The 26,767-nt window shown below is 54.0% G+C and carries 22 protein-coding genes and 1 pseudogene; 14 read left to right on the top strand and 9 right to left on the bottom strand.

The annotated features are described in order from the left end of the window. Nucleotides 1–23 precede the first annotated feature (23 nt). From ppiD to bolA, 7 genes are all read right to left on the bottom strand, one after another. A complete protein-coding gene (gene ppiD / locus EXW94_RS18640; RefSeq protein ID WP_174340719.1) occupies nucleotides 24–1,895 on the bottom strand; it encodes a peptidylprolyl isomerase in 1,872 nt (623 codons plus the stop codon). 212 nt (nucleotides 1,896–2,107) lie between these two features. Continuing rightward, on the bottom strand, nucleotides 2,108–2,380 hold the full coding sequence (gene hupB, locus EXW94_RS18635; protein WP_010428111.1) for a nucleoid-associated protein HU-beta: 273 nt from the start codon (nucleotides 2,378–2,380) through the stop codon (nucleotides 2,108–2,110). A 210-nt stretch (nucleotides 2,381–2,590) separates the two neighbouring features. Then, nucleotides 2,591–4,945, bottom strand: a complete 2,355-nt coding sequence (lon, locus tag EXW94_RS18630) for an endopeptidase La (RefSeq protein WP_126543958.1) — start codon at nucleotides 4,943–4,945, stop codon at nucleotides 2,591–2,593. A gap of 183 nt (nucleotides 4,946–5,128) precedes the next feature. Continuing rightward, nucleotides 5,129–6,403 carry an ATP-dependent protease ATP-binding subunit ClpX gene (clpX, locus tag EXW94_RS18625; RefSeq protein ID WP_010428107.1) on the bottom strand — a complete coding sequence of 425 codons (1,275 nt, stop codon included), beginning with the start codon at nucleotides 6,401–6,403 and terminating at the stop codon, nucleotides 5,129–5,131. Nucleotides 6,404–6,529: 126 nt separating this feature from the next. Beyond that, the gene (gene clpP, locus EXW94_RS18620; protein ID WP_010428105.1) at nucleotides 6,530–7,153 is read right to left on the bottom strand and encodes an ATP-dependent Clp endopeptidase proteolytic subunit ClpP; all 624 of its coding nucleotides are present in this window, start codon (nucleotides 7,151–7,153) and stop codon (nucleotides 6,530–6,532) included. A gap of 259 nt (nucleotides 7,154–7,412) precedes the next feature. Then, nucleotides 7,413–8,711 (bottom strand): trigger factor, encoded by a 1,299-nt coding sequence (tig, locus tag EXW94_RS18615; protein WP_089599339.1) that lies wholly within the window; start codon nucleotides 8,709–8,711, stop codon nucleotides 7,413–7,415. Between the two features lie 330 nt (nucleotides 8,712–9,041). Next, on the bottom strand, nucleotides 9,042–9,359 hold the full coding sequence (gene bolA / locus EXW94_RS18610; protein WP_010428102.1) for a transcriptional regulator BolA: 318 nt from the start codon (nucleotides 9,357–9,359) through the stop codon (nucleotides 9,042–9,044). A 305-nt stretch (nucleotides 9,360–9,664) separates the two neighbouring features. Between bolA and EXW94_RS18605 the strand changes: the two genes are divergently transcribed. The 8 genes from EXW94_RS18605 (at nucleotide 9,665) to EXW94_RS18570 (ending at nucleotide 18,608) form a co-directional block, all read left to right on the top strand. After that, on the top strand, nucleotides 9,665–10,243 hold the full coding sequence (locus EXW94_RS18605) for a lipoprotein (RefSeq protein ID WP_010428101.1): 579 nt from the start codon (nucleotides 9,665–9,667) through the stop codon (nucleotides 10,241–10,243). 47 nt (nucleotides 10,244–10,290) lie between these two features. Then, nucleotides 10,291–11,766 carry a muropeptide MFS transporter AmpG gene (ampG, locus tag EXW94_RS18600; protein ID WP_174340718.1) on the top strand — a complete coding sequence of 492 codons (1,476 nt, stop codon included), beginning with the start codon at nucleotides 10,291–10,293 and terminating at the stop codon, nucleotides 11,764–11,766. 478 nt (nucleotides 11,767–12,244) lie between these two features. Further along, nucleotides 12,245–13,192, top strand: a complete 948-nt coding sequence (gene cyoA, locus EXW94_RS18595; RefSeq protein ID WP_089600911.1) for a cytochrome o ubiquinol oxidase subunit II — start codon at nucleotides 12,245–12,247, stop codon at nucleotides 13,190–13,192. 16 nt (nucleotides 13,193–13,208) lie between these two features. Next, nucleotides 13,209–15,200 carry a cytochrome o ubiquinol oxidase subunit I gene (cyoB, locus tag EXW94_RS18590; protein ID WP_089600909.1) on the top strand — a complete coding sequence of 664 codons (1,992 nt, stop codon included), beginning with the start codon at nucleotides 13,209–13,211 and terminating at the stop codon, nucleotides 15,198–15,200. Continuing rightward, nucleotides 15,190–15,807 carry a cytochrome o ubiquinol oxidase subunit III gene (locus EXW94_RS18585; protein ID WP_100167123.1) on the top strand — a complete coding sequence of 206 codons (618 nt, stop codon included), beginning with the start codon at nucleotides 15,190–15,192 and terminating at the stop codon, nucleotides 15,805–15,807. The genes cyoB and EXW94_RS18585 overlap by 11 nt, the downstream gene beginning before the upstream one ends. Continuing rightward, nucleotides 15,807–16,133, top strand: a complete 327-nt coding sequence (locus EXW94_RS18580; protein WP_006809888.1) for a cytochrome o ubiquinol oxidase subunit IV — start codon at nucleotides 15,807–15,809, stop codon at nucleotides 16,131–16,133. The genes EXW94_RS18585 and EXW94_RS18580 overlap by 1 nt, the downstream gene beginning before the upstream one ends. Before the next feature lie 11 nt (nucleotides 16,134–16,144). Beyond that, the gene (cyoE, locus tag EXW94_RS18575; RefSeq protein WP_010428092.1) at nucleotides 16,145–17,032 is read left to right on the top strand and encodes a heme o synthase; all 888 of its coding nucleotides are present in this window, start codon (nucleotides 16,145–16,147) and stop codon (nucleotides 17,030–17,032) included. 214 nt (nucleotides 17,033–17,246) lie between these two features. Beyond that, nucleotides 17,247–18,608, top strand: a complete 1,362-nt coding sequence (locus EXW94_RS18570; protein WP_126816829.1) for an MFS transporter — start codon at nucleotides 17,247–17,249, stop codon at nucleotides 18,606–18,608. A 32-nt stretch (nucleotides 18,609–18,640) separates the two neighbouring features. On the opposite strand, the gene EXW94_RS18565 is transcribed toward EXW94_RS18570, so the two are convergent. Next, nucleotides 18,641–19,132, bottom strand: coding sequence for a YajQ family cyclic di-GMP-binding protein (locus EXW94_RS18565; protein ID WP_042320808.1), 492 nt, complete (start codon nucleotides 19,130–19,132; stop codon nucleotides 18,641–18,643). Nucleotides 19,133–19,257: 125 nt separating this feature from the next. Between EXW94_RS18565 and panE the strand changes: the two are divergent. The 3 genes and pseudogenes from panE (at nucleotide 19,258) to EXW94_RS18550 (ending at nucleotide 22,030) form a co-directional block, all read left to right on the top strand. Beyond that, a pseudogene (gene panE, locus EXW94_RS18560) lies at nucleotides 19,258–20,168 on the top strand (2-dehydropantoate 2-reductase). Beyond that, nucleotides 20,131–20,721: a protein deglycase YajL gene (gene yajL, locus EXW94_RS18555; RefSeq protein WP_033144768.1), complete on the top strand. Its 591-nt coding sequence runs from the start codon at nucleotides 20,131–20,133 to the stop codon at nucleotides 20,719–20,721. Before panE ends, yajL begins: the two are co-directional and overlap by 38 nt. A gap of 151 nt (nucleotides 20,722–20,872) precedes the next feature. Then, a complete protein-coding gene (locus EXW94_RS18550; protein WP_174339812.1) occupies nucleotides 20,873–22,030 on the top strand; it encodes a DDE-type integrase/transposase/recombinase in 1,158 nt (385 codons plus the stop codon). A gap of 75 nt (nucleotides 22,031–22,105) precedes the next feature. On the opposite strand, the gene thiI is transcribed toward EXW94_RS18550, so the two are convergent. Further along, on the bottom strand, nucleotides 22,106–23,554 hold the full coding sequence (thiI, locus tag EXW94_RS18545; RefSeq protein ID WP_108415709.1) for a tRNA uracil 4-sulfurtransferase ThiI: 1,449 nt from the start codon (nucleotides 23,552–23,554) through the stop codon (nucleotides 22,106–22,108). A 178-nt stretch (nucleotides 23,555–23,732) separates the two neighbouring features. Here thiI and xseB point away from each other — a divergent pair, with 178 nt between their 5' ends. The 3 genes from xseB to dxs are packed head-to-tail and all read left to right on the top strand — an operon-like array spanning nucleotide 23,733 to nucleotide 26,762. Then, entirely contained in the window at nucleotides 23,733–23,975 is a 243-nt protein-coding gene (gene xseB, locus EXW94_RS18540) for an exodeoxyribonuclease VII small subunit (protein ID WP_003859094.1), read from the top strand. Beyond that, the gene (gene ispA / locus EXW94_RS18535; protein ID WP_148400302.1) at nucleotides 23,976–24,875 is read left to right on the top strand and encodes a (2E,6E)-farnesyl diphosphate synthase; all 900 of its coding nucleotides are present in this window, start codon (nucleotides 23,976–23,978) and stop codon (nucleotides 24,873–24,875) included. A 24-nt stretch (nucleotides 24,876–24,899) separates the two neighbouring features. Next, on the top strand, nucleotides 24,900–26,762 hold the full coding sequence (dxs, locus tag EXW94_RS18530) for a 1-deoxy-D-xylulose-5-phosphate synthase (protein ID WP_148400301.1): 1,863 nt from the start codon (nucleotides 24,900–24,902) through the stop codon (nucleotides 26,760–26,762). Nucleotides 26,763–26,767: the final 5 nt, after the last annotated feature.

Genomic DNA, 26,767 nt, shown 5'->3' with positions numbered 1-26,767 from the left:
AAAATCTGCGAGCAGACACGTAATTACTGCTGCTGAGTCATCACATCACCCAGCTTGATTTTTGCTTCTTTACGCAGGTTGCTCATCATGGCTTCGAAGGCAATCTGGGCATTGTTCTGGGTAATCCCCTGAACCATCGCTTTCTTCTGTGCTTCTGGCAGCGTGCCCGCTTTCACTTCATCCAGCGCCAGCAGAACGACGTTACCCTGCATATCGGTTGTGGTGCCAAAGCTTGGTTTATCCTTCGCAGGCAGCGTCAGACCAAACGCGGCCTGGCTGATTGGGTCCTGACCGGTACGGCTCAGCGTTTTCGCCTCACCGAAGCTCAGGCCAGCGGCTTTCAGCGCGTCCTCTTTACCTGCTTTCAGGTCAACCAGGATCTTCTCAGCATCCAGTTTTGCCTGCTGCTCAGCTTTGTTGTGCTTAACCTGCGCAACAACCTGATCTTTCACTTCCGCCAGCGGCTTAACGGCTTCCGCTTTGTGCTCACTGACACGCAGAACGAATGCACGGTCACCGTCAACGGTAATGATGTCAGAGTTGCTGCCCGGCGTGCCGTTCTCGCCCACGAGACCACCGTTGAAGATGGCGTCAGAAACCGGCTTGAAGTTCAGCTCTTCCGGCAGGTTGTCGCGTCCAAACCAGCCTGTTTCAACCGCTTTGACACCCGCCGCCTGCTCTGCACCCGCCAGAGATTCATTGTCGTTGCTCGCCGCATCGCTCACTTTCTGCTGCAGTGCGTAATAAGCATCCAGCGCTTTTTCCTGTTTCACTTTCGCCGCGATATCGTCGCGAACGTCAGCCAACGGCTTGGTTTTTGCCGCGGTGATGTCGTCCAGACGCACGACCAGGAAACCAACGGAAGACTTAACGACGCCTGACAGCTGGCCTTTCTCTTTCAGACCGGCATTTTTCAGCTCGTCCGGCGTGGTCGCATCTTCCAGCCAGCCCATATCACCGCCGTTTTTCGCAGAGATAATGTCGGTGGATTTTGCTTTCGCGACGGTCGCGAAATCAGCGCCTTTGTTCAGCTCGTCCAGCACGGCTTTGGCATCTGCCTCGGTCTTCGTCTGAATCACGCTGTAGCGGTTACGCTGCGGCTGAGTGAACTGATCCTGATGCTGGTCGTAGTAAGACTGGATTTCCGCGTCAGTCGCGGTTTCCTGCAGCGCAGCCGCATCCAGTTTGATGTAGCTAATGCGGAACTGCTCAGGCGCAACGAAAGTGTTCTTGTTCTGCTCGTAGTAAGCGTTAACTTCTGCGTCGCTCACCTGCTGCTTTGCCGCCAGCGCATTCACGTCGATTGTCGCTTCACGCACGACACGCTGCTGAGCCACCAGCGCAGCCAGTTCGTCGGTTTCACCTTTGAGCATGAAATCGGTGCCTACAACGGCATTGATGAGCTGCTGAGTGGTCAGCTGGTTACGCAGCGCCTGCGCGTACTGATCGGCAGTCATGCCCATCTGGTTTACGATGCTGTTGTAACGGGCGTTGTCGAATTTGCCGTTAGACTGGAATGCCGGGGTTGAGAAGATGGCTTTTTTGACCTGCTCATCGCTAATGCCCAGACCCAGTCCCTTTGCATACTGATCCAGCAACGCTTCATCGATAAGGCGATTAAGCGTCTGCTGACGCAAGGTTTTCATATAGCCTTCGTTCGCTGCCAGTTCAGAGAATTGATCGCCCAGCTGTTGCTGCATACGGTTACGTTCACCGGCGAAAGCGTTCTCGAACTGCCCACGGCTGATCTCCTGGCCGTTCACTTTTGCGGCATAGTTCGCGCCACCGCCGATAAGGTAACTGCTCACGCCGGTCAAAATGAACGACACGATAATGATACCGAAAATAATCTTGAGCACGAGACTGTTAGCAGCCGTGCGTAAGCTGTCCATCATGGTGTAACAACACTCCGCTGTAGGTGACTGGTTACCTGACGCTGACGGGAAATCCTTACCGTCGCGCGTAAAGGCGTATTGTGACAAGAAAACGGGGCGATTGTCAGCCCACAACTCGCATAAACTCGCACAAATCAGGTCTGGACAAACAAAAAAGGCACATCAAATGATGCGCCCTTGTACTTTTCGGCTTCCCTGAAGCGGGAAAGCAATCAGTTTACTGCGTCTTTCAGCGCTTTACCTGCACGGAAACCCGGCACTTTAGCGGCAGCAATGGTGATCTCTTTACCGGTTTGAGGGTTGCGGCCAGTACGGGCAGCACGCTCTTTAACAGCAAAAGTACCGAAGCCTACCAGCGCAACGTCGTCCCCAGACTGCAGAGATTCAGTAACAGAAGCAATTAATGCATCTAACGCACGTCCAGCTGCAGCTTTAGAAATATCAGCACCAGCAGCAATTTTGTCAATCAGTTGAGATTTATTCACTGTTCTCTTCCTCTCTTTTATAATTTATATCGCACCTGAATCCTTCACAGCGCGACCGCGCAGCAGTTATATCAGGCCTGCCATGACCTTACAACACCCGTTGTTGATGGCTAACCCAATCAGCAATCTAAATTAGCTATACAAAAAAGGCTGGCAAGTGCGAAATGACTTACCAGCCTTGTTTTTATTGACGCTCTTTGCGCGAGGTCACTATTTTGCGGTTACAACCTGCATTCCGGAGGGTTCATTCTGCAGTGCGAGACTAAGAACTTCCTCAATGCGTTTCACCGGATGGATCTGCAGATCGGCAATCACGTTGTCCGGAATCTCTTCCAGATCGCGTTTATTTTCGTAAGGAATCAATACGGTTTTGATCCCACCGCGATGTGCCGCCAGCAGTTTTTCTTTCAATCCACCGATTGGCAGTACCTGACCACGCAGGGTAATTTCACCGGTCATCGCCACGTCGGCACGCACCGGGTTGCCCGTCAGACAGGAAACCAGCGCGGTACACATAGCAATACCCGCACTTGGGCCATCTTTCGGCGTCGCCCCTTCCGGAACGTGAACGTGGATGTCGCGTTTTTCGTAGAAATCCGGGTTAATACCCAGTTTTTCCGCGCGCGCGCGCACCACGGTCAATGCTGCCTGAATGGACTCCTGCATCACTTCACCCAGCGAGCCGGTGTAGGTCAGCTTGCCTTTGCCCGGCACGCAGGCGGTTTCGATGGTCAGCAGATCGCCACCCACTTCCGTCCATGCCAGACCGGTCACCTGACCAACGCGGTTTTCATTGTCTGCGCGACCGTAATCAAAGCGCTGTACGCCCAGGTAGGCGTGCAGATTGTCGCCGTTAATCACGATGTGTTTCAGGCTCTTATCCAGCAGCAGCTGTTTCACCGCCTTACGGCACAGTTTAGAAATTTCACGCTCAAGGCTACGCACGCCCGCTTCACGGGTATAATAGCGGATGATGCCAACAATCGCGCTGTCCTCAACGGTCAGCTCGTTCGCTTTCAGCGCGTTACGCTCAATCTGCTTCGGCAACAGGTGCTGTTTCGCAATGTTCAGCTTCTCGTCTTCGGTATAGCCGGAGAGACGGATCACTTCCATACGATCCAGCAGCGGGGCCGGAATGTTCATGGAGTTGGACGTCGCCACGAACATCACATCGCTCAGGTCGTAGTCCACTTCCAGGTAGTGATCGCTGAACGCCACGTTCTGTTCTGGGTCAAGCACTTCCAGCAGCGCAGACGCCGGATCGCCACGCATGTCTGACGACATTTTGTCGATCTCATCAAGCAGGAACAGCGGGTTTTTAACGCCCACTTTCGCCATCTTCTGGATCAGTTTACCCGGCATTGAACCGATGTAGGTACGGCGGTGACCGCGGATTTCCGCTTCATCGCGTACGCCACCCAGCGCCATGCGGATATACTTACGTCCGGTCGCTTTGGCGATGGACTGACCCAGAGAGGTTTTACCTACCCCTGGCGGCCCTACCAGACACAGGATTGGGCCTTTGATTTTGTTCACACGGCTTTGTACCGCGAGGTACTCAAGAATGCGGTCTTTCACGCGCTCCAGGCCGTAGTGGTCGGTATCCAGGATCTCCTGAGCCTGACGCAGATCTTTTTTGACCTTGCTGCGGGCGTTCCACGGAACCTGTACCATCCATTCAATGTAGCCGCGCACGACGGTCGCTTCAGCCGACATTGGAGACATCATTTTCAGCTTCTGCAGCTCGGCTTCCGCTTTCTCTTTCGCCTCTTTCGGCATCTTCGCCGCGTCGATCTTACGCTTCAGCGCTTCGTTTTCGTCCGGCGCGTCGTCCATCTCGCCTAGCTCTTTCTGAATGGCCTTCATTTGCTCATTCAGATAGTACTCACGCTGAGATTTTTCCATCTGCTTTTTCACGCGGTTGCGAATACGCTTCTCAACCTGCAGCAGATCGATTTCAGACTCCATCATCGCCATCAGATATTCCAGACGTTCATTAACGTCGGACATTTCCAGCACGGACTGTTTGTCAGCCAGCTTCAGCGGCATGTGTGCAGCGATGGTATCCGCCAGACGCGCAGGATCGTCGATGCTGTTCAGCGACGTTAGCACTTCTGGTGGGATTTTCTTGTTCAGCTTGATATAGCCTTCAAACTGGCTAATCGCGGTGCGCACCAGCACTTCCTGCTCGCGCTCATCAAGCTCAGGCGAATCAAGGTACTCTGCCTTGGCAGAGAAATGTTCGCCATCGTCTGACAAAGTGGTAATACGCGCACGCTGCAGGCCTTCTACCAGCACCTTCACGGTGCCGTCAGGCAGCTTCAGCATCTGCAAAATAGAGGCCACGGTCCCGACGGTGAAAAGATCGTTTACACCCGGCTCATCCGTTGATGCTTCTTTCTGCGCCACCAGCATGATTTTTTTATCATGATCCATGGCGGCTTCGAGGCAACGGATAGATTTTTCCCGCCCTACAAATAAGGGTATGACCATGTGCGGATAAACCACCACATCGCGCAACGGCAATACGGGGATTTCAATGCGTTCAGAACGCTCAGGATTCATAGAGCTCTCTCTTAGTTTAGTGTCCGCCAGGTAAACTGGTTATGTCACTGTGCTTCACACAACCATTAACATGTAACCAGTATATGGGGATGTTTCCCACACATTCAACGCCATGAATACGGAAAAAGTAAAGGGGAGATAAAATCCCCCCTTTTTGAATAACTGCTTGTATGATTTGGTGAATTATTCGCCAGATGCCTGCTGAGCTTCCGGTTTGCCGTAAATCAGCAGCGGCTTGGTCTGCCCGCCGATAACGGACTCGTCGATAACCACTTTTTCGACATCTTCCATGGACGGTAGATCGTACATAGTGTCGAGCAGTGCTGCTTCAACGATAGAACGCAGGCCACGCGCGCCGGTTTTACGAACCATTGCTTTCTTGGCGATCGCGTCCAGCGCTTCGTCACGGAATTCCAGCTCAACGCCTTCCAGATTGAACAGCGCCTGATACTGCTTGGTCAGCGCGTTTTTCGGCTCTTTCAGGATCTGGATCAGCGCGTCTTCGCTCAGTTCATTCAGCGTTGCCACAACCGGCAGACGACCAATGAACTCAGGGATAAGACCAAATTTGATCAGATCTTCCGGCTCAACCTGTGACAGCAGCTCACCTTCGTTTGGTTTTTCGGAGGTGGATTTCACCGTCGCGCCAAAACCAATGCCGGAGCCGGTTTCAACACGGTGAGAGATCACTTTATCGAGGCCTGCAAACGCACCGCCGCAGATAAACAGGATTTTGGAGGTATCAACCTGCAGGAACTCCTGCTGCGGATGTTTACGACCGCCCTGCGGTGGAACGGCGGCAACCGTACCTTCGATCAATTTCAACAGCGCCTGCTGCACGCCTTCGCCCGATACGTCACGGGTGATGGACGGGTTGTCAGACTTACGGGAGATCTTGTCAATCTCATCGATGTAGACAATCCCGCGCTGCGCTTTCTGTACGTCGTAGTCGCACTTCTGCAGCAGTTTCTGGATGATATTTTCAACGTCTTCACCCACATAACCGGCTTCGGTCAGGGTGGTAGCATCAGCCATGGTAAACGGAACATCTAGCAGACGCGCCAGCGTTTCGGCCAGCAGCGTTTTACCGGAGCCGGTTGGGCCAATCAGCAGAATGTTGCTTTTACCCAGTTCCACGCCGTTACTGGTATCGCCGTTACGCAGACGTTTGTAGTGGTTGTATACCGCCACTGCCAGCACTTTCTTGGCCTGCTCCTGGCCGATGACGTAGTCGTCAAGGTGATGACGAATTTCATGCGGCGTTGGCAACGCGCTACGCTCACGGTGTGGCGCAACTTCTTTAATCTCTTCGCGAATGATGTCGTTACATAAATCGACACATTCATCGCAGATATACACGGACGGCCCGGCAATCAGTTTACGCACTTCATGCTGGCTTTTGCCGCAAAAAGAGCAGTACAGCAGTTTGCCCGAACCATCTTTGCGTTTATCTGTCATGAGTCCAAACCTCTTTTTAAGTTCTTTGTGCCGCACATGACGACGCAAATGCCAATCTCAGACGCAAGCTGCTTAAAGCAGCGTGCCGCCCTACTTTAGTATAGCGGCACACTCGCGTCGCGGGCATCAATTACGATGGGTTAACACGGAGTCGACTAAGCCGTACTCAACTGCCTCTGGAGCAGAGAGGAAGCGATCGCGCTCGGTATCGCGCTCGATCTGCTCGAGGGGTTGACCCGTATGCTGCGCCATAAGTTCATTCATGCGCGCTTTAACTTTCAGAATTTCTCGGGCGTGGATTTCGATATCCGTCGCCTGGCCCTGGTAACCGCCCAGCGGCTGGTGAATCATCACGCGGGAATTAGGCAGGCAGAAACGCTTACCCTTCGCCCCTGCAGTTAACAGGAACGCGCCCATAGATGCAGCCTGACCCATACAGATAGTGCTTACATCAGGCTTGATGAATTGCATGGTGTCATAAATGGACATACCTGCGGTAATCACGCCACCAGGGGAGTTAATGTACAGGTAAATGTCTTTTTCTGGGTTTTCCGCTTCCAGAAACAGCATCTGCGCCACGATCAGGTTAGCCATATGGTCTTCCACCTGGCCGGTCAGAAAGATAACGCGTTCCTTGAGCAGACGGGAATAGATATCAAAAGAACGCTCACCACGTGAGGTCTGTTCAATAACCATTGGCACCAGAGCCATATGGGGTGCAAAGTTATCTCGTTCGCCACTGTATGACATTTCCGTCTCCTGGATCTAAATTGAAAACACCTGCTGTACTGATTGTAACCTTATGGACGGATTATCAGCCAGTCTCATTCATCGTGATTCCATACTTATGGGGTTCACATTGCCCTATTTCAAGCATAACAACCTTTTGTTGTTACGCTAACACTGAAAGGGCGTTTTAGCACTCTTCCTGGGCTATTGGTGTGATAAAAAAAACCCGTCGCCAAAAGGCAACGGGTTTTTGTTCAAACTTTAAACCGTTGGGGCGAAATTACGCCTGCTGGTTCATCAGTTCGTTGAAAGAGGTCGCTTTTTCGGACACTTTAGCTTTCGCCAGTACCGCTTCAACAGCCTGCTCTTCCAGTGCGACGTTGCGCATGTTGTCCATCAGCTCTTTGTTCTTACCGTAGAACTCGATCACTTCTGATGGATCTTCGTATGCAGAAGCCATCTCTTCGATCAGGCCTTTCACACGCTCTTCGTCAGCTTTCAGCTCGTGGGTACGAATCACTTCGCCCAGCAGCAGGCCAACAACAACGCGGCGTTTCGCTTGCTCTTCGAACAGCTCGCGTGGCAGTTCCATCGCTTGCTGCTGGTTGCCACCGAAACGCTGTGCAGCCTGACGGCGCAGTACGTCGATTTCGCTGTCGATCAGGGCAGCAGGAACGTCGATGTCGTTCGCTTTCACCAGACCGTCAATCGCCTGAGATTTCACACGGTTACGCACAGCGCCGTTCAGCTCGCGCTCCATGTTCTTACGCACTTCGGTACGCAGACCAGCAACAGAACCATCTTCCACGCCGAAACGCTTGATGAATTCTTCAGTCAGTTCTGGCAGTTCGCGCTCTTCCACTTTCTTCAGGTTGATGACGAACTTCGCTGCTTTACCTTTCAGGTTTTCAGCGTGATATTCTTCCGGGAAGGTCACGTCGATAGTGAACTCTTCGCCAGCCTTGTGGCCTTTGATACCGTCTTCGAAGCCTGGGATCATACGACCCTGGCCCATTGCCAGTACGAAGTCAGACGCTTTGCCGCCTTCAAACTCTTCGCCGTCTACAGAACCGGTGAAGTCGATGGTAACGCGGTCTTCAGCGTCAACAGCACCTTCTTTCTCTTTCCAGTTCGCCTGCTGCTTGCGCAGGGTGTCCAGCATGCCGTCAACGTCTTCGTCAGTCACGGAAACAACAGGTTTCTCAACTTCGATAGACTCCAGACCTTTCAGCTCAACTTCTGGGTACACTTCGAACTCTACGGAGTAGGTGAAGTCTTCGCCCAGTTTGTATTCGCCTGGAACGTAGTTCGGCGCGCCGGCCGGATTGATTTTTTCTTTGATGATCGCATCAATAAAGTTACGGCTCATCAGTTCACCCAGCACATCCTGACGCACGGAAGCGCCATAACGCTGAGCAACAACATTCATTGGTACTTTGCCCTTGCGGAAGCCGTCAATACGTACTTTTTTTGCTACGTTGACCAGCTCGCTTTTCACAGCAGTTTCGATGCTGTCAGCAGCGATAGTAATCGTTACACGGCGGCCAAGGCCTTGAGTGGTTTCAACTGAAACTTGCATCTTGTTACCTCAAAAAAATCACAGTGCTCGGTCAACTCTGAATCTGTCTGTTTTACCGGGATGCTCTCTTAGTGCAGATTCACATTCCCTGTCGCCAGAATCATCCCGAAGACATTCAATAAGACGCGGCATTATAGCGGCATCACTTAGGTGAGTCGAGAACGGTTGGGGCATGTTGCTGCGGCTTTTTTCACACTTTAAGGCTATTTTTAGCCTTAAAATCGCACCATCCGCTCAAAACTCAGACAAAACAAAACGGCCCGGAGGCCGTTTTGAGGAAATCTGTATGCAACATACTGGAAAAGCTCCAACCGTTGCAAATCCGATTTATCAGGCTATGGTGCCTGCGCCGCGACAAGGCGGTGATGCGAATACCGTATCCTGCAAGCCTTCCCATTCCTTAATGGTGTAGGTATGCAGCGCCAGCGCATGTACGGTTGTGGAGAGTTCTTCCGTCAGGGTACTGTAGATCAAGCGATGTCGGTTCAGGAAACGCTCTCCCAGGAAACGATCGCTGACCAGAACCACTTTAAAGTGGCTTTCAGAACCCGCCGGTACGTTATGACGATAGCTTTCGTCGACAACTTCGAGAAACACAGGGTTGAACGCTGCCCTTAATTTATCTTCTATCTGCTCACGTATCATCATGAAATTACTCCTCCGACAACGCCAGGATGTCACCCATCCCTTTAAATGTTAGCCGCTTTTACCGTTTCCATTACACCTTGACAACAAATATTTAGTTTTCGTCTGATTTTCTCATTCAAACGAATGAAGTTCACTGTGAGGCTCATACGTTTTGTCATACACGGATTGAGAAAAACGGTGAACTGGTCAGTTTTCGGACAAGGCGATGAATTTACATGCGTTGACCACTTCCCCTCGCCGTTAGCGATGTTATGATGGCGACAATTTTTCTCTTTATATGCTTACGATTCGTTGAGAACCTGAAAATGTTAAAAAAACTCTTCTTTCCGTTGGTAGCACTTTTTATGCTGGCAGGCTGCGCAACCCCGCCAACGACTATTGATGTGTCACCAAAAATTACCCTGCCTCAGCAGGATCCAAGCCTGATGGGTGTGACCGTGAGCATTAACGGTGCCGATCAGCGTCAGGACCAGGCGCTGGCAAAAGTGACCCGCGATAACCAGCAGGTTACGCTGACCGCCTCCCGCGACCTGCGCTTCCTGCTGCAGGAAGTGCTAGAGAAGCAGATGACCTCTCGCGGTTATATGATTGGGCCAAGCGGCGCGGTTGATCTGCAGATCATCGTGAACAACCTGTACGCTGACGTCTCCCAGGGTAACGTGCGCTACAACATCGCGACCAAAGCGGATATCGCCATCATTGCTACCGCGAAAAACGGCAACAAGATGACCAAAAATTACCGCGCCAGCTACTCTGTTGAAGGTGCGTTCCAGGCATCCAACCAGAACATTGCTAACGCGGTAAACAGCGTGCTGACTGATACCATCGCCGATATGGCGCAGGACACCAGCATTCATGACTTCATCAAGCAGAACGCTCGTTAATTCTGCGCACTGACCCGGCGCTTAGCCGGGTCAGTTTCAATAAAAACATGTCCAGTCACTACTTACGCATTTTCCAGCAACCGAAATCAGCCATTCTGCTGATCCTCGGTTTCGCCTCCGGTTTACCCCTCGCGCTCACCTCCGGCACCTTACAGGCGTGGATGACCGTCGAGAATATCGATCTCAAAACCATCGGCTTTTTCTCGCTTGTCGGCCAGGCTTACGTCTTTAAGTTCCTCTGGTCTCCGGTGATGGACCGTTATACGCCGCCGTTCCTCGGGCGGCGTCGCGGTTGGCTGGTCATGACTCAGGTGCTGTTACTGCTGGCCATTGCCGCCATGGGCTTCCTCGAACCTTCCACGCAATTGCGCTGGATGGCGGCGCTTGCGGTGGTGATTGCCTTCTGTTCCGCGTCGCAGGATATCGTGTTCGATGCCTGGAAAACGGACGTGTTGCCTGCGGAAGAGCGTGGTGCGGGTGCCGCCATCAGCGTGCTGGGCTATCGACTGGGCATGCTGGTTTCCGGTGGACTCGCACTGTGGCTTGCTGACCGCTATCTCGGCTGGCAGGGCATGTACTGGCTGATGGCCGCACTGCTGATCCCCTGCATTATTGCCACCCTGTTCGCGCCTGAACCGAGCGATGTGATCCCGGTTCCACGCTCGCTGGAGCAGGCCGTCGCTGAACCATTGCGTGATTTTTTTGGCCGCAACAATGCCTGGCTGATTTTGCTGCTGATTGTCCTGTATAAGCTCGGCGATGCCTTTGCCATGAGTCTGACCACGACCTTCCTCATACGCGGCGTCGGTTTTGATGCCGGGGAAGTTGGCGTGGTGAATAAAACGCTGGGACTGTTTGCAACTATCGTCGGCGCCTTGTACGGCGGCGTGTTGATGCAGCGGCTGACGCTGTTCCGCGCCCTGCTGATCTTCGGCATCCTGCAAGGGGCGTCGAACGCGGGCTACTGGCTGCTGTCGATTTCCGATAAGCATATGATCAGCATGGCGGCAGCCGTGTTCTTTGAAAACCTCTGCGGCGGAATGGGAACGGCAGCCTTTGTCGCCCTGCTGATGACCCTATGCAACAAATCATTTTCGGCCACGCAGTTTGCCCTGCTTTCAGCACTTTCCGCCGTGGGCCGCGTTTACGTCGGCCCCATTGCAGGCTGGTTCGTTGAATCCCACGGCTGGCCGACATTTTATCTCTTCTCGGTGGTTGCCGCCGTGCCGGGGATTTTATTGCTGCTGGTGTGTCGTCAAACGCTGGAATATACCCAGCGTACTGAACACTTTATGCCGCGTACCGAATATCACCGCGCCTACCGTTTTGCCTTACGGTTGTTAACGGTGGGGTGCCTTGCGCTGGGATTGTGGCTTGTCGTACTCATCATTAATGCAACCACCTCTCTGACGCTCCCGCTCGAAACGCTCCTGCTCGACGTGGGTGCCCTGCTCGCCATCGCCGGGATCCTGATCGGGGGACTTCTCGATTTTCTGGCATTGCGCAAAACGCAGATGAGCTGAAGAAAAAAACGAAAGGTTATTTCCCGTTGTAATCACGAAGTGAAATTATAACGGTGAAATAACCGACAATCGCGAAAAAAAATATTTGTTGTTTTGTGCGGGATAGCTTCTGGAAATTATTGGAGTCAATTCCAAACTCTATTTTCTCATTAAACGATTCAGCATTTGAAACATTGAATTTTCGTTTTTTAGTTGTCTTTTTATTGATAATTAATTGTTAATTTTTTGTGTGTTTTTAACAATGGTTATACCAATTGCCCCTTTTAGGGTATGCTTGGGGGTCCTTTCGTTATAAAGCCCGCGCCATGCGGCTTATGTCTTAAAAAGCGACATAATTTGCAACACTTGTGACATGTGCGGCAGAACCCAGTAACACCTTCCTGACACAGGCCTAATGATGTTTACAGTAATGTAACCTTCCCGTAAAATGCCCCCACACTTTAAACGCCACCAGACTCCGTGGAATTGAGGTCGTTAAATGAGACTCGGGAAATACAATAAAAGTTTGGGATGGTTGTCATTATTCGCGGGCACTGTATTACTCAGTGGCTGCGATTCTGCACTACTAGACCCCAAAGGACAGATTGGACTGGAACAACGTTCACTGATTCTGACGGCATTTGGCCTGATGATGATTGTGGTTATTCCAGCCATTTTGATGGCAGTTGGTTTCGCCTGGAAGTATCGTGCGAGCAATAAAGATGCGAAGTATAGCCCTAACTGGTCACACTCCAATAAAGTGGAAGCTGTGGTCTGGACGGTACCTATTCTGATCATCCTGTTCCTTGCCGTTCTGACCTGGAAAACCACTCACGCACTTGAGCCAAGCAAACCGCTGGTTCACGATGAGAAACCTATTACCATTGAAGTGGTCTCCATGGACTGGAAATGGTTCTTCATCTATCCAGAGCAGGGCATTGCTACCGTGAATGAAATCGCCTTCCCGGCGAACACTCCGGTTCAGTTCAAAGTGACCTCCAACTCCGTAATGAACTCCTTCTTCATCCCGCGTCTGGGTAGCCAGATTTACGCGATGGCCGGTATGCAGACTAACCTGCACCTGATCGCGAATGAAGCAGGCACCTATGATGGTATCTCCGCCAGCTATAGCGGCCCGGGCTTCTCAGGTATGAAGTTCAAAGCTATCGCAACGCCAGACCGTGCCGCTTTCGACCAGTGGGTTGAAAAAGCGAAGCAGTCTACTAACACCATGTCTGACATGGCGGCGTTCGAAAAAGTGGCTACGCCTAGCGAATACAACAAGGTGGAGTACTTCTCTAACGTGAAACCAGATTTGTTTAAAGACGTCATTGGCAAATTTATGGATCACGGCAAGAGCATGGACATGACCCAACCTGAAGGCGAGCACAGCGCGCACGAAGGTATGGAAGGCATGGACATGAGCCACGCGGAAACCGCTCACTAAGGGGCCGAGGAAGAAAATGTTCGGAAAATTGACACTGGATGCAGTGCCCTACCACGAACCCATTATCGTGGTTACGGTGGCTGCAATTATCATCGGTGGCGCAGCCTTACTGGGCTTGATCACTTACTTCGGTAAGTGGAGCTACCTGTGGAATGAGTGGCTGACTTCGGTTGACCACAAAAAACTCGGCATCATGTACTGCATCGTCGGTATCGTCATGTTAATTCGTGGCTTTGCGGATGCGATCATGATGCGTAGCCAGCAGGCACTCGCCTCGGCGGGTGAAGCCGGCTTCCTGCCGCCGCACCACTACGATCAGATCTTTACCGCCCACGGCGTTATCATGATCTTCTTCGTGGCGATGCCGCTGGTTATCGGTCTGATGAACGTTGTCGTTCCGCTGCAAATCGGCGCGCGCGACGTGGCGTTCCCGTTCCTGAACAACCTGAGCTTCTGGTTCACGGTTGTCGGCGTTATCCTGGTTAACCTGTCACTGGGTGTGGGCGAATTTGCTCAGACCGGCTGGCTGGCGTACCCGCCGCTGTCAGGAATTGAGTACAGTCCGGGCGTTGGCGTCGACTACTGGATTTGGGCGCTTCAGCTCTCCGGTGTCGGTACGACCCTGACCGGTATCAACTTCTTCGTGACCATTATCAAGATGCGTGCCCCTGGCATGACCATGTTCAAGATGCCGGTATTTACCTGGGCATCTCTGTGCGCCAACATCCTGATCATTGCGTCCTTCCCAATTCTGACCGTCACCATCGCGCTGCTGACCCTGGACCGCTACCTGGGCACCCATTTCTTCACGAATGATATGGGTGGCAACATGATGATGTACATCAACCTGATTTGGGCCTGGGGTCACCCGGAAGTGTACATCCTGGTTCTGCCGGTCTTCGGTGTGTTCTCCGAAATCGCTGCAACCTTCTCGCGTAAACGTCTGTTTGGTTACACCTCTCTGGTGTGGGCAACCGTCTGTATTACCGTTCTGTCGTTCATCGTTTGGCTGCACCACTTCTTCACCATGGGTGCGGGCGCGAACGTAAACGCCTTCTTCGGTATTACGACCATGATTATCGCCATCCCTACCGGGGTGAAGATCTTCAACTGGCTGTTCACCATGTACCAGGGCCGTATCGTGTTCCACTCAGCAATGCTGTGGACCATCGGCTTCATCGTCACCTTCTCCGTAGGTGGGATGACCGGCGTACTGCTGGCGGTACCGGGTGCTGACTTCGTGCTGCACAACAGTCTGTTCCTGATTGCGCACTTCCATAACGTTATCATCGGTGGCGTGGTCTTCGGCTGCTTCGCTGGCGTAACCTACTGGTGGCCAAAAGCGTTCGGCTTCACGCTGAACGAAAAATGGGGTAAACGCGCGTTCTGGTTCTGGATCATCGGCTTCTTCGTCGCATTTATGCCGCTGTACGTGCTGGGCTTCATGGGCATGACCCGTCGTCTGAGCCAGCAGATCGATCCGCAGTTCCACCCAATGCTGATGGTTGCAGCGGGCGGCGCAGTGCTGATTGCCTGTGGTATCGCGTCTCAGCTGATTCAGTTCTACGTGTCTATTCGCGACCGCGACCAGAACCGTGACCTGACCGGTGACCCATGGGGTGGCCGTACGCTGGAGTGGGCTACCTCTTCTCCACCGCCGTTCTATAACTTTGCCGTTGTGCCGCAGATCCATGAACGCGACGCATTCTGGGAAATGAAAGAAAAAGGTGAAGCGTACAAGCAACCTGCTCATTACGAAGAGATCCACATGCCGAAAAACAGCGGCGCGGGCATCGTGATTGCCGCATTCGCAACGGTATTTGGTTTCGCAATGATCTGGCACATCTGGTGGATGGCGATTGTTGGCTTCGCAGGCATCGTAATCAGCTGGATTGTGAAGAGCTTTGACGAGGACGTGGACTACTACGTACCAGTCCGTGAAGTTGAAAAGCTGGAAAATCAGCATTTCGACGAGATTTCTAAAGCGGGGCTGAAAAATGGCAACTGATACTCTGGCGCACTCAACTGCCCACGCGCATGCTGACCATGCGCACCACGATACAGGACCGATGAAAGTCTTCGGTTTCTGGATCTACCTGATGAGCGACTGCATTCTGTTCTGCTGTCTGTTCGCAACCTATGCCGTTCTGGTGAACGGCACAGCGGGCGGCCCGACCGGTAAGGACATCTTTGAACTGCCGTTCGTTCTGGTTGAAACCGCACTGCTGTTATTCAGCTCCATCACCTACGGCATGGCGGCTATCGCCATGTACAAAAACAACAAGAGCCAGGTTGTCTCCTGGCTGGCGTTGACTTGGTTGTTTGGCGCTGGATTTATCGGGATGGAAATCTATGAATTCCATCACCTGATCATGGAAGGTTTCGGTCCGGATCGCAGTGGCTTCCTGTCCGCGTTCTTCGCGCTGGTCGGTACTCACGGTCTGCACGTGACCTCTGGTCTGATCTGGATGGCGGTACTGATGTTCCAGGTATCCCGTCGCGGCCTGACCAGCACTAACCGTACCCGTATCATGTGCCTGAGCCTGTTCTGGCACTTCCTGGACGTGGTATGGATCTGTGTGTTCTCTGTTGTCTATCTGATGGGGGCGATGTAATGAGTCATTCAAACGATCATGGCGCTTCCCACGGCAGCGTAAAAACCTACATGACAGGTTTCATCCTGTCGATCATCCTGACGGTGATCCCGTTCTGGATGGTGATGAACGGTTCTGCGTCTAAGCCGGTTATCCTGGGCGCAATCCTGGTAACCGCTGTGATTCAGATTCTGGTGCATCTGGTTTGCTTCCTGCACATGAACACCAAGTCCGATGAAGGCTGGAATATGACGGCCTTTATCTTTACCGTGATTATCATCGCTATCCTGGTAGTCGGTTCCATCTGGATTATGTGGAACCTTAACTACAACATGATGGTTCACTAAGAGCGGCGAGTATGTTTAAGCAATACCTGCAAGTAACGAAACCAGGCATCATCTTTGGCAACCTGATCTCCGTGATCGGAGGGTTCCTGCTGGCCTCTAAGGGCAGCATTGATTACACCCTCTTTATCTACACGCTGGTCGGTGTGTCACTGGTTGTTGCGTCCGGTTGTGTATTTAACAACTACATCGACATGGATATCGACAAGAAGATGGAAAGGACCAAAAATCGGGTGCTGGTGAAAGGCCTGATCGCCCCTTCCGTCTCGCTGGTGTACGCCACCTTGCTGGGTATTGCTGGCTTTATGCTGCTGTGGTTTGGTGCTAACCCGCTGGCCTGCTGGCTGGGGGTGATGGGGTTCGTGGTGTATGTAGGCGTCTACAGCCTGTATATGAAGCGTCACTCCGTCTACGGCACGCTGATTGGTTCTCTCTCCGGCGCTGCGCCGCCGGTGATTGGCTACTGCGCAGTCACGAACGAGTTCGACAGCGGTGCGCTGATCCTGCTGGCTATCTTTAGCCTGTGGCAGATGCCGCACTCCTATGCCATCGCGATTTTCCGTTTTAAGGATTATCAGGCAGCGAACATTCCGGTTCTTCCGGTCGTGAAGGGCATTTCCGTTGCCAAGAACCACATCACGCTGTACATCATCGCCTTTGCTGTGGCAACGCTGATGCTCTCTCTGGGCGGCTACGCCGGGTATAAATATCTGGTGGTGGCGGCTGCAGTGAGCGTCTGGTGGCTCGGCATGGCGCTGCGCGGTTACAAAGTGGAAGATGACAAAGTCTGGGCGCGCAAACTGTTTGTGTTCTCGATTGTGGCCATCACCTCGCTGTCCGTGATGATGTCCGTGGACTTCATGGTGCCGGATTCACACAACCTGCTCACTTACGTCTGGTAAGTGTGCTGAATTGAAAAAGCCAGGTTAATCACCTGGCTTTTTTTTTTGCCCGGCGGCGCTACGCTTGCACGGGCCTACGGGATCGGTAGGTCGGGTAAGGCATCGCCGCCACCCGACGCGGTTTTGCACGATGGTAATATCTCTTAAACAAACACCTATTTACCGCAATTAACACCCCGCCTAAACTAGTGCCTGCTTTTGAACTGAGGTGGCAATGAACGATTATAAAATGACGCCGGGCGAGCTACGCGCGACCTGGGGTTTAGGGACTGTTTTCTCGCTACGGATGCTTGGCATGTTTATGGTCCTGCCTGTTCTGACCACGTACGGCATGGCGCTGCAGGGAGCCAGCGAAGCGCTGATTGGTCTGGCCATTGGCATCTACGGACTGGCGCAGGCGGTATTTCAGATCCCCTTTGGTCTGCTCTCAGACCGCGTTGGTCGTAAACCACTGATTGTCGGCGGTCTGCTGGTCTTTGTACTTGGTAGCGTAATTGCCGCCCTCTCCCACTCTATCTGGGGAATTATTCTTGGCCGCGCCCTGCAGGGCTCCGGCGCGATTGCCGCCGCCGTGATGGCGCTGCTGTCAGATCTCACCCGCGAGCAGAACCGCACCAAGGCAATGGCCTTTATCGGCGTTAGCTTTGGCGTGACGTTTGCGATTGCGATGGTGCTCGGCCCTATCATCACCCACAAACTGGGGCTGCACGCCCTGTTCTGGATGATTGCCGTGCTGGCGACCATCGGGATCGCGCTTACGCTGTGGGTGGTGCCGGACAGTAAAAACCACGTTCTGAACCGTGAATCCGGAATGGTGAAGGGCTGCTTCAGCAAGGTGATTGTCGAGCCGCGCCTGCTCAAGCTGAACTTCGGTATTATGTGCCTGCACATTCTGCTGATGTCCACCTTCGTCGCCCTGCCCGGCCAGCTTGCCGCTGCGGGCTTCCCTGCCGCCGAGCACTGGAAAATCTATCTTGTGACGATGCTGATCTCATTTGTCTCCGTGGTGCCGTTTATCATCTACGCCGAAGTGAAGCGCAAGATGAAGCGCGTTTTCGTGGGCTGCGTGGCGTTGCTGCTGGTTGCCGAGATCGTGCTCTGGGGCTCCGGCCCGCACTTCTGGGAACTGGTTGCTGGCGTACAGCTGTTCTTCCTGGCGTTTAACCTGATGGAAGCGCTGCTGCCGTCGCTTATCAGTAAAGAATCTCCGGCGGGCTATAAGGGTACTGCAATGGGCATTTACTCCACCAGCCAGTTCCTCGGGGTAGCCATTGGCGGCTCGCTCGGCGGCTGGGTGGACGGCCTGTTTGATTCGCAAACCGTGTTTCTGGCCGGTGCGCTGCTGGCGATGGTCTGGCTGCTGGTTGCCAGTACCATGAAAGAGCCGCGCTACGTGAGCAGCCTGCGCGTGGAAATTCCGGAAGAGGTCGACGTCAGTGATGCGCTCAAACAGCGTCTGGAAGCAAAAGAAGGTGTGACTGAAGTGCTGATAGTTCCGGAGGAACGTAGCGCTTACGTTAAAATAGACAGCAAGGTGACCAACCGCTTCGAGGTGGAGCAGGCCCTGAAAGCTTAAAAAAATGCCCGGTTGAACCGGGCATTTTTGTCTTAATCGCGGAAGTTTTTGAACTGGAACGGCTGTCCCAGATCGCCGCCGCGGATCAGCGCCATCACGCCCTGCAGGTCGTCGCGAGATTTCCCGGTCACACGAATCTCTTCGCCCTGGATTTGCGCCTGCACCTTCAGCTTGCTGTCTTTGATGAGCTTCACGATCTTCTTCTGCACCGCGCTCTCAATGCCCTGCTTCAGCTTCGCTTCCACGAACCAGGTTTTGCCGCTGTGGACAAACTCTTCCGGCACGTCCAGCGAGGTACCTTCAATGCCGCGCTTTAACAGCTTGGCGCGCAGAATGTCGAGCAGCTGATTGACCTGGAAATCAGACTCGCTCAGCACCTTAATGGTCTTATTTGCGTCGTTCAGTTCAAACGTCGCCTCAACGCCACGGAAATCGAAACGTGACTCAACTTCACGGCTTGCGTTATCCACGCCGTTACGCACTTCCTGGATATCAACTTCGGAAACAATATCGAAAGATGGCATCTTTTCTTCTCCCTTCATTTTTGTTGCGTTGCATAATACCCGCAACAAGGCATAACTCAAAAGCATAGTCGACGGCGCTATACTTAGGCCGTAACACCTGGCGCAGTTGCAGGTGAGGAGGAACAATGAAAATTACAGTGCTCGGTTGCGGAGCCCTGGGTCAGCTATGGCTGACCGCGCTATGTAAGCACGGACATGAGGTACAGGGCTGGCTGCGCGTGCCCCAGCCCTATTGCAGTGTAAACCTGATTGGTGAAGACGGAAGTATCTTTAACGAATCCCTTACCGCTAACGATCCTGATTTCCTTGCACAAAGCGACCTGCTGCTGGTGACGCTCAAGGCGTGGCAGGTTTCCGATGCGGTAAAAGCGCTGGCCGCGCAACTCCCCCCACAGCCCCCATTTTGCTGCTGCATAATGGCATGGGAACCATTGATGAACTCAAGAGCATCACGCAGCCGCTGCTGATGGCCACCACGACTCAGGCGGCGCGGCGCGATGGCAATATCATCGTGCATGTTGCGAGCGGCGTGACCCATATCGGTCCGGCCCGCGAGCAGGACGGCGACTACAGTTACCTGGCGGACGTGTTACAGAAAGTGCTGCCAGACGTCGCCTGGCACAACAACATCCGCCCTCAGCTGTGGCGCAAACTGGCGGTGAACTGCGTGATCAACCCGCTGACGGCGCTGTGGGACTGTCCGAACGGTGAGCTGAAAAATCATCCTCAGGAGATTGCCGCGCTGTGTGAAGAAGTCGCCTCGGTGATTGAACGTGAAGGCCTGCATACTTCGGCGGATGATTTACGCTATTATGTCGAGCAGGTTATTGATAGTACGGCAGAAAATATCTCCTCGATGCTGCAGGACGTTCGGGCTTTACGCCACACGGAGATCGACTACATCACTGGCTATCTGCTAAAACGCGCCCGCGCGCACGGCATCGCGGTGCCGGAAAACGCCCGACTGTATGACCTGGTTAAACGTAAGGAGAGTGAATATGAGCGCGTCGGCACTGATTTGCCTCGCCCCTGGTAGCGAAGAGATGGAAGCCGTCACCACTATCGATTTGATGGTGCGTGGCGGCATTAAGGTCACCACCGCCAGCGTCGCCAGCGACGGTAATCTGGCAATCACCTGTTCACGCGGGGTGAAAATCCTGGCAGATGCACCGCTGGTACAGGTGGCTGACGGAGATTACGACATCATCGTCCTGCCCGGCGGCCTGAAAGGCGCGGAATGTTTTCGCGACAGCCCGCTGCTGGTTGAAACCGTGCGTCAGTTTCATTTATCCGGCCGCATCGTCGCGGCTATCTGTGCCGCAGCAGGAACGGTTCTGGTGCCGCACGATATCTTTCCCATCGGCAACATGACCGGCTTCCCGGGGCTTAAGGATACGATCCCGGAAGAGCATTGGGTGGATAAACGTGTGGTCTGGGATCCGCGCGTCAACCTGCTCACCAGCCAGGGGCCTGGCACCGCGATTGATTTCGGTTTAAAGATTATTGACCTGCTGGTCGGACGCGAGAAAGCGTACGAAGTGGCGTCATCGCTGGTGATGCCAGCGGGGATTTATAATTATTACGAATAAAAAAGCCGGGTGGCGGCTGCGCCTTACCCGGCCTACAAATGCACGGTACCGTAGGCCCGGTAAGCGAAGGGTATGAACCGGAAACATGGGTAACACTTTAGACCGGATACATGGGTAACAGTTATAACTGGCATAGAAGAGGAGACTCGCTATGCCCTGGACTGAGACCCGACCTATGCAACGCCTTGATTTTATCCGTGCCTGCCATGCAGGTACGGACTCCTTCTCCGCGCTTTGCCGTCTTTTTGGCATCAGCCGTAAAACCGGCTATAAATGGCTTCAGCGTTTTGACCCCGCTGACCTGTCATCTCTCTCTGACCGGTCGCGCGCGCCACACTCCCACTCCCGGACGGTTCCTGATGATATCGCCGGACAGCTTACGGCCCTGAGGCAAAAACACCCTGACTGGGGCCCCAAAAAACTGCGGATGTGGTTGCTCAATCATCATGTCGATTTTACCGTACCTGCTGCCAGCACTATCGGCGATATCCTCAAGCGTGAAGGCCTGGTTCCGGATAAAAAGCGAAAACGCAGGGCCCCGGGCAATCGCCGGCCCCTGACCACCATCAGTGAGAACAACCAGGTCTGGAGCGCTGATTTTAAAGGCAAGTTCAGGTTGCTGAGCAGAGAGTACTGCCATCCCTTCACCCTGACCGACAATCACAGCCGGTATCTTCTGAGCTGCCGGGGAACGGACAGGGAGAGCGAGCCCTTCGTCAGACAGTGCCTGACGGATGCGTTCCTGGAATACGGTCTGCCGGAAGTGCTCAGAACCGATAACGGTCAGCCCTTCGCGGGAACAGGGATAGCCGGACTAAGTCGTCTTGCCGTCTGGCTAATCAAGCTGGGCATCAGGCCTGAGCGTATCAGGAAGGGGCATCCGGAAGAAAATGGCCGTCATGAGCGAATGCACCGCTCCCTGAAAAGTGCGGTGAAACAGGGCAACACCTTCATGACGATGGAAGAACAACAGCGGTGGTTCAGTGGCTACCGGGAAGAATTTAACCACGAAAGGCCGCATGAAGCCCTGGCGGGTGCAACGCCCGGAACGGTATGGCACCCCTCGAACCGACACTGGGATGGCCGTGTTCCTGAATACGCGTATCCGGAAGGCGGTACGGTCTACAGGGTAAAATCGCGGGGGACACTCTATATGGGGAAAAAGGGGACGGTGTTCCTGAGTGAAGCGCTGACTGATGAGTACATCATGCTGGAAGAACAGGATGATGGCCTTGAGGCCATCATCTTTAACGGAATAACGCTTGCGTACTACGACCGAAAAACCGAGAGTGTGCTCCGGATAGACTGAAAAGTGTTACCTATGTTCCCGGTCTGATCTGTCACCTATGTATCCGGTCATACAGAAGCGCCACCGGGCGAGAAACTACGGGCGATACACCTTCACATTGGCAAAGCCCTGCTCGCGCAGATACAGCGCCTGCAGGCGGCTCATCACCCCGCGCTCACACCACAGCAGATACGTTTTGCTCTGGTCGAGATCGCCAAACTTGGTGCTCAGCTTGTAGAACGGCAGAGAAACCACGTCCACGCCTTCAACCTTCAACGGCTTGTCATCCTGCTCGTCGATAGAGCGGATATCCAGAATCGCATCGTTAGCACCGAAACCGCTCACGGTTTCAACTTCAACCACTTCCTGCTCGGTCTGCTGGGCAATCTCGCGGATATCAATGTTGGACGCTTCCGCCACCACTTTTTCCAGAATGCCGAAATCGAAGTGCTCTTCTTCCGCTTCGATCTTCGCCTTCACCGCTTTCACGGTTGGGCTTTTTGAGATCACGCCGCAGTATTCCGGCATGGTGCGGGCAAAATCTTCGGTGCCGATTTCGCGCGCCAGATCGATGATGTGCTCTTTATCGTGGGAGATCAGCGGACGCAGGATCAGCGTATCAGACACGTTGTCGATCAGACGCAGGTTGGTCAGCGTCTGGCTGGAAACCTGGCCCAGCGCTTCACCGGTCACCAGCGCCTGCACGCCGTAGCGTTCAGCCACTTTAGACGCCGCACGTACCATCATGCGCTTCAGCACCACGCCCATCTGGCCGTCGTCCACTTTTTCGAGGATTTCGCCGACCACGGGTTCGAAGTTGATCGCCACAAAACGCACGCGGTGGGAGCTGCCGAAGCGGTTCCACAGGTAATGCGCCACCTGACGAACGCCGATTTCATGCGCCGCGCCGCCCAGGTTGAAGAAACAATAGTGTACGCGACAGCCGCGACGCATCAGCATATAGCTGGAGACGCCGGAGTCGAAGCCGCCGGAGATCAGCGACAATACGTCTTCCTGAGTGCCGATTGGGAAGCCGCCGATGCCTTCATAGCGCCCTTTTACCAGCAGCAGGCGATCGTTTTCGATCTCCAGATTCACAGTCACGTCCGGGTTGGTCAGACGCACGCGCGCCGTTTCGACGTGCTGGTTCAGACCACCGCCCACGTAGCGTTCAACTTCAATAGAGCTAAACTCGTGCTTGCCGCGACGCTTCACGCGCACGCAGAAAGTTTTGCCTTCGATCTGATCGCGGTACTGGACCAGCGCTTTCTCGAAGATGTCGTGCATATCGCTGAATGGAACATCTTCCACTTCAAGGATATGGTGGATCCCCGGAATACGGGTCAGCGCGTCGCGAATATCAAGACGTTTGTTTTCGTCTTTGGCGCGCACTTCCACGTGGTCCCAGTGACGCACCACGGCGAGCGTTTCGTCGTAGTGCTTTAATACGTTACGAATGTTCCCGGTGAGAATTTTAATAAAGCGCAAACGCACAGATTGGCTTTTGATGGTGATTTCAGGGAACAATTTAATGATAAACTTCATGGCGGCAATGTTTCTTAGGCAAGCGTATTAAGGCTTGTAATGGAAAATGATACAGCAGCCCACACCCGTGGCTGCATCCAGGCGCGCAAGTATACCACCATCGCGCCGCTCGCGTTATTTGATAATTGCCCCGAGTCCGTTACCATGATGGGGCGAAGAATATAAGAGTCAATTCACTATGCCGAAGAAGAACGACGCACCGGCCAGTTTTGAAACTGCGCTGAGTGAGCTGGAGCAGATAGTTACCCGTCTTGAGAGCGGCGATCTCCCGCTGGAAGACGCGCTCAACGAATTCGAACGTGGCGTGCAGCTGGCGCGCCAGGGGCAGGTTAAACTGCAGCAGGCCGAGCAGCGCGTGCAGATCCTGCTTTCCGACAGCGAAGACGCGAAAACCACGCCTTTCACACCGGACGCCGAGTAAATGGATTTTGCTAACGCGCTTCAGGCGCGCGTTGTTCGCGCCAATGATGCCCTGCGCCGTTTCATTGAACCGCAGCCTTTTCAGAACACTCCACTGGTTGAAGCCATGCACTATGGCGCACTCTTGGGTGGAAAGCGCCTGCGCCCGTTCCTGGTGTACGCCACGGGAAATATGTTCGGTATCAGCGATAACACGCTGGACGCCCCGGCAGCCGCCGTGGAGTGTATCCACGCCTATTCACTGATCCACGACGATCTCCCGGCCATGGACGACGACGATCTGCGTCGCGGTCAGCAAACCTGCCACATTAAATTTGGCGAGGCGAATGCCATTCTGGCAGGGGATGCCCTGCAAACGCTGGCATTCTCGATTTTAAGCGATGCACCGATGGCGGAAGTGGCCGATCGCGACCGTCTGGCGATGGTCTCCGAACTGGCAATGGCCAGCGGCGTCGCCGGGATGTGCGGCGGTCAGGCGCTGGATTTAGAGGCGGAAGGTCGTCAGGTTAATCTGGAACAGCTGGAGCGCATTCATCGCCATAAGACGGGTGCGCTCATTCGTGCAGCCGTTCGCCTGGGCGCGCTGAGCGCGGGTGAAGACGGGCGTAAAGCCCTGCCGATTCTGGACAGATACGCAGAAAGTATCGGTCTGGCATTCCAGGTTCAGGATGACATTCTGGATGTGGTGGGCGATACTGCAACATTGGGTAAACGTCAGGGTGCGGACCAGCAGCTTGGCAAAAGTACCTACCCCGCCCTGCTGGGTCTTGAGCAAGCCCAACGTAAAGCCCGGGACCTGATAGAGGATGCCCGCCAGTCGCTGAATCAGCTGGCCGCGCAATCGCTGGATACCTCGGCACTGGAAGCGCTAGCGGACTACATAATCCAGCGTGATAAATAAACAACCTATCTCGATGAGCCTTTGATGAGTTTTGATATTGCCAAATACCCGACACTGGCGTTAGTTGACTCCACCCAGGAGTTACGCCTGTTGCCGAAAGAGAGCCTGCCGAAGCTGTGCGACGAACTGCGTCGCTACCTGCTCGACAGCGTTAGCCGCTCCAGCGGCCATTTCGCCTCCGGGCTTGGCACGGTTGAGCTGACCGTGGCGCTGCATTACGTCTATAACACGCCGTTCGATCAGCTCATCTGGGATGTAGGCCATCAGGCCTATCCGCACAAAATTCTGACCGGTCGTCGTGATAAAATTGGCACTATTCGCCAGAAAGGCGGCCTGCACCCGTTCCCGTGGCGCGGCGAGAGCGAGTATGACGTGCTGAGCGTCGGTCACTCCTCGACCTCCATTTCAGCGGGTATCGGTATTGCCGTTGCCGCAGAAAAAGAGAACAAACAGCGCCGTACCGTCTGCGTGATTGGCGACGGGGCGATCACTGCGGGTATGGCCTTCGAGGCAATGAACCACGCGGGTGATATCAAGCCGGACATGCTGGTTATCCTTAACGATAACGAAATGTCGATCTCCGAGAACGTGGGTGCGCTGAATAACCATCTGGCACAGCTGCTTTCCGGCAAGCTTTACTCCTCGCTGCGCGAAGGCGGCAAAAAAGTCTTCTCCGGCGTACCGCCGATTAAAGAGCTGCTCAAGCGTACCGAAGAACACATCAAAGGCATGGTGGTGCCGGGCACGTTGTTTGAGGAGCTGGGCTTTAACTACATCGGCCCGGTTGACGGCCACGACGTACTGGGGCTGGTGACCACGCTCAAGAACATGCGCGACCTGAAAGGCCCGCAGTTCCTGCACATCATGACCAAAAAAGGGCGTGGCTACGAACCGGCGGAAAAAGATCCGATCACCTTCCACGCGGTGCCGAAATTTGACCATACCAGCGGCTGTCTGCCAAAAAGCAGCGGCGGTATGCCGAGCTATTCGAAAATCTTCGGCGACTGGCTGTGTGAAACCGCGGCCAAAGACAACAAGCTGATGGCTGTGACGCCCGCCATGCGTGAAGGCTCCGGCATGGTCGAGTTTTCCAAAAAATACCCTGACCAGTATTTTGACGTCGCCATCGCCGAGCAACATGCGGTGACGTTTGCGGCGGGTCTGGCGATCGGTGGCTACAAGCCGGTGGTGGCAATTTACTCCACCTTCCTGCAACGCGCCTACGATCAGGTTATTCACGACGTTGCCATCCAGAAGCTGCCGGTGCTTTTTGCTATCGACCGCGCGGGCATCGTGGGTGCCGACGGCCAGACGCACCAGGGCGCATTTGATCTCTCTTTCCTGCGCTGCATCCCGGACATGGTGATCATGACGCCGAGCGACGAGAACGAATGTCGCCAGATGCTGTTTACCGGTTACCACTATCAGGACGGTCCGAGCGCGGTTCGCTACCCGCGCGGCAATGCCCTGGGCGTTGAACTTCAGCCGCTGGAAAAACTGGCGATCGGTAAAGGCCTGGTGAAGCGTCGCGGTGAGAAAGTGGCGATCCTGAACTTCGGCACGCTGATGCCGGAAGCGGCAAAAGTGGCCGAAACGCTGAATGCCACGCTGGTGGATATGCGCTTCGTTAAGCCGCTCGATGAGTCCCTGATCCTGAGCATGGCGAAAAGCCACGACGTGCTGGTGACGCTGGAAGAAAACGCCATCATGGGCGGCGCGGGCAGCGGCGTAAACGAGGTGCTGATGGCAAACCGTAAAGCCGTTCCGGTGCTGAACCTCGGCCTGCCGGATCATTTCATTCCGCAAGGTACCCAGGACGAAGCCCGCGCGGCGATTGGTCTGGATGCCGCAGGTATCGAAGCCAAAATCCGCAGCTTGCTGGCATAACCCCT

The sequence above is a fragment of the Enterobacter sp. JMULE2 genome (assembly GCF_013337145.1).
GTDB classification, from domain to species: Bacteria; Pseudomonadota; Gammaproteobacteria; order Enterobacterales; family Enterobacteriaceae; genus Enterobacter; species Enterobacter mori.
Note: the sequence above shows the minus strand (reverse complement) of the source record. Positions and strands in the feature narration are given on the sequence as shown.

What these genes read in the sequence shown, in the direction of transcription:
- ppiD (WP_174340719.1), bottom strand. Translation starts at nt 1,895, where the DNA reads ATGATGGACAGCTTACGCACGGCTGCTAACAGTCTCGTGCTCAAGATT.
- lon (WP_126543958.1), bottom strand. Translation starts at nt 4,945, where the DNA reads ATGAATCCTGAGCGTTCTGAACGCATTGAAATCCCCGTATTGCCGTTG.
- clpX (WP_010428107.1), bottom strand. Translation starts at nt 6,403, where the DNA reads ATGACAGATAAACGCAAAGATGGTTCGGGCAAACTGCTGTACTGCTCT.
- clpP (WP_010428105.1), bottom strand. Translation starts at nt 7,153, where the DNA reads ATGTCATACAGTGGCGAACGAGATAACTTTGCACCCCATATGGCTCTG.
- tig (WP_089599339.1), bottom strand. Translation starts at nt 8,711, where the DNA reads ATGCAAGTTTCAGTTGAAACCACTCAAGGCCTTGGCCGCCGTGTAACG.
- bolA (WP_010428102.1), bottom strand. Translation starts at nt 9,359, where the DNA reads ATGATGATACGTGAGCAGATAGAAGATAAATTAAGGGCAGCGTTCAAC.
- EXW94_RS18605 (WP_010428101.1), top strand. Translation starts at nt 9,665, where the DNA reads ATGTTAAAAAAACTCTTCTTTCCGTTGGTAGCACTTTTTATGCTGGCA.
- ampG (WP_174340718.1), top strand. Translation starts at nt 10,291, where the DNA reads ATGTCCAGTCACTACTTACGCATTTTCCAGCAACCGAAATCAGCCATT.
- cyoA (WP_089600911.1), top strand. Translation starts at nt 12,245, where the DNA reads ATGAGACTCGGGAAATACAATAAAAGTTTGGGATGGTTGTCATTATTC.
- cyoB (WP_089600909.1), top strand. Translation starts at nt 13,209, where the DNA reads ATGTTCGGAAAATTGACACTGGATGCAGTGCCCTACCACGAACCCATT.
- EXW94_RS18585 (WP_100167123.1), top strand. Translation starts at nt 15,190, where the DNA reads ATGGCAACTGATACTCTGGCGCACTCAACTGCCCACGCGCATGCTGAC.
- EXW94_RS18580 (WP_006809888.1), top strand. Translation starts at nt 15,807, where the DNA reads ATGAGTCATTCAAACGATCATGGCGCTTCCCACGGCAGCGTAAAAACC.
- cyoE (WP_010428092.1), top strand. Translation starts at nt 16,145, where the DNA reads ATGTTTAAGCAATACCTGCAAGTAACGAAACCAGGCATCATCTTTGGC.
- EXW94_RS18570 (WP_126816829.1), top strand. Translation starts at nt 17,247, where the DNA reads ATGAACGATTATAAAATGACGCCGGGCGAGCTACGCGCGACCTGGGGT.
- EXW94_RS18565 (WP_042320808.1), bottom strand. Translation starts at nt 19,132, where the DNA reads ATGCCATCTTTCGATATTGTTTCCGAAGTTGATATCCAGGAAGTGCGT.
- yajL (WP_033144768.1), top strand. Translation starts at nt 20,131, where the DNA reads ATGAGCGCGTCGGCACTGATTTGCCTCGCCCCTGGTAGCGAAGAGATG.
- EXW94_RS18550 (WP_174339812.1), top strand. Translation starts at nt 20,873, where the DNA reads ATGCCCTGGACTGAGACCCGACCTATGCAACGCCTTGATTTTATCCGT.
- thiI (WP_108415709.1), bottom strand. Translation starts at nt 23,554, where the DNA reads ATGAAGTTTATCATTAAATTGTTCCCTGAAATCACCATCAAAAGCCAA.
- xseB (WP_003859094.1), top strand. Translation starts at nt 23,733, where the DNA reads ATGCCGAAGAAGAACGACGCACCGGCCAGTTTTGAAACTGCGCTGAGT.
- ispA (WP_148400302.1), top strand. Translation starts at nt 23,976, where the DNA reads ATGGATTTTGCTAACGCGCTTCAGGCGCGCGTTGTTCGCGCCAATGAT.
- dxs (WP_148400301.1), top strand. Translation starts at nt 24,900, where the DNA reads ATGAGTTTTGATATTGCCAAATACCCGACACTGGCGTTAGTTGACTCC.